Consider the following 1,598-nt stretch of genomic DNA (forward strand, 5'->3'; position numbering starts at 1 on the left):
GAATTGTAACAGAGAAACTATTTCAGCATGTTACGTTAACGTAACATGCTGAAATGGATGGCGATAGTAACTAGTCTAACAACTGGTCGGTCTTGGCAGCCATAATGAAATCGTTTTTGTGTAACCCTTTAATTGAGTGTGACCACCACGTCACGGTGACTTTACCCCACTCGGTTAAGATACCTGGGTGATGGAACTCAGCTTCAGCTAAATCGGCCAACTTATTTGTAAAGGCCATCGCTAACTTAAAGTTTTTAAATTTATATACTCGCTCTAACTGCATAATGCCGTCACGAACTTCAACGCCCCAATCTGGGATCATACCGACAAGCTCTGCTAACTCTGCATCCGTTACTTTTGGTGCATCTGCTTGGCATGCTTCACACTTCATCTCGGTTAATGCGTTCATTTGTACTCCTTGGCTAAATTAAATAGTGTCTCACTTGCAGATTGTTGAGCTAAAGCTCAGCTGCAATAAATCGTTAACTGGCTTTGACTTTTGGAGCAAATTTAGGCTCAAACATGCCTAATTGACGCGCTTTGGTCACCATACTCATAATGTCCATACGGGCAATTTCATCTAAATAGTCAATATGATCGATAACATAATAAATTGGCTGCATGATATCAATACGATACGGCGTGCGCATTACGTCGAGTAAATCAAACGGCTTACGTTCAGGACTGTCACTTAATGCATACATAGTTTCACCCGGTGAACTTAAAATGCCGCCGCCGTATATTTGCAGTGATTCATTTTTTGCCTGAACCAAACCAAACTCAATGGTGAACCAATATAATCGTGCCAGAAATACGCGTTCTTCTTTCGATGCCGCGAGTCCTAACTGGCCATACATATGCGAAAAATGCGCAAATGATGGATTGGTTAATAATGGACAATGGCCAAATATTTCATGGAATATGTCAGGCTCTTGTAAGTAATCAAACTCTTCTTTACTGCGGATAAAGGTTGCAACTGGAAACTCTTTATTAGCGAGTAACTCAAAGAAACGACCAAATGAAATCAGTGCTGGCACTGCAGCGGTTTTCCAACCTGTAGCATCAAGCAGCACTTTATCGATTTCAGGCAATTGTGGAATGCGATCAACTGACATGCCTAATGCATCTAAGCCTTGTAAATAGGCTTGGCATGCACGGCCCGGCATATTCGTCACTTGGCGCTGATACAATTGTTGCCATAATTGATTCTCATGCTCTGAGTAATCAATGTAACCTTGGGCATCAGGTTGGTGTGCAATATACTTTGTTGCTGTACTCATAGGTTCCACTTTACGTCAACTTCACTCCCTACATAGTGTGCTAAGGCTGATGTTTTGTTAACTCCCTCACAGTTTATTGTCCTGCCATAATGTAGTACTAATCGTAAACAAATAAATACAACCGTCATTTTATCACTTTCTATCAAGCTGTTTTCGAACCACTTTTGAATCTATTTTTAGGCAAGCTAACCAGTATTAATTTAAACGTTCTATCAATAATTTAACTGACGATTGAGCTGTGATAATTTACAATACATGAGAGGCCCTTTATCTAACTAAGCTGATAAATGTTGATCACCAAAAATCAACCAGCCCTAT

Annotated in this window: 2 protein-coding genes; both read right to left on the reverse strand. The window is 40.3% G+C overall.

The features are described 5' to 3' along the window. Positions 1-70 precede the first annotated feature (70 nt). A complete protein-coding gene (locus tag CXF78_RS16890) occupies positions 71-409 on the reverse strand; it encodes a 4a-hydroxytetrahydrobiopterin dehydratase (protein WP_059747329.1) in 339 nt (112 codons plus the stop codon). A gap of 73 nt (positions 410-482) precedes the next feature. Then, positions 483-1,280, reverse strand: a complete 798-nt coding sequence (gene phhA / locus CXF78_RS16895; RefSeq protein ID WP_011636802.1) for a phenylalanine 4-monooxygenase — start codon at positions 1,278-1,280, stop codon at positions 483-485. Between the last annotated feature and the right edge of the window lie 318 nt (positions 1,281-1,598).

Source organism: Shewanella sp. 11B5, from assembly GCF_002836795.1.
In the GTDB taxonomy this organism is placed as follows: Bacteria; Pseudomonadota; Gammaproteobacteria; order Enterobacterales; family Shewanellaceae; genus Shewanella; species Shewanella frigidimarina.

Coding starts and splice junctions, on each gene's coding strand:
- phhA (WP_011636802.1), bottom strand. CDS start 1,280: ATGAGTACAGCAACAAAGTATATTGCACACCAACCTGATGCCCAAGGT.
- CXF78_RS16890 (WP_059747329.1), bottom strand. CDS start 409: ATGAACGCATTAACCGAGATGAAGTGTGAAGCATGCCAAGCAGATGCA.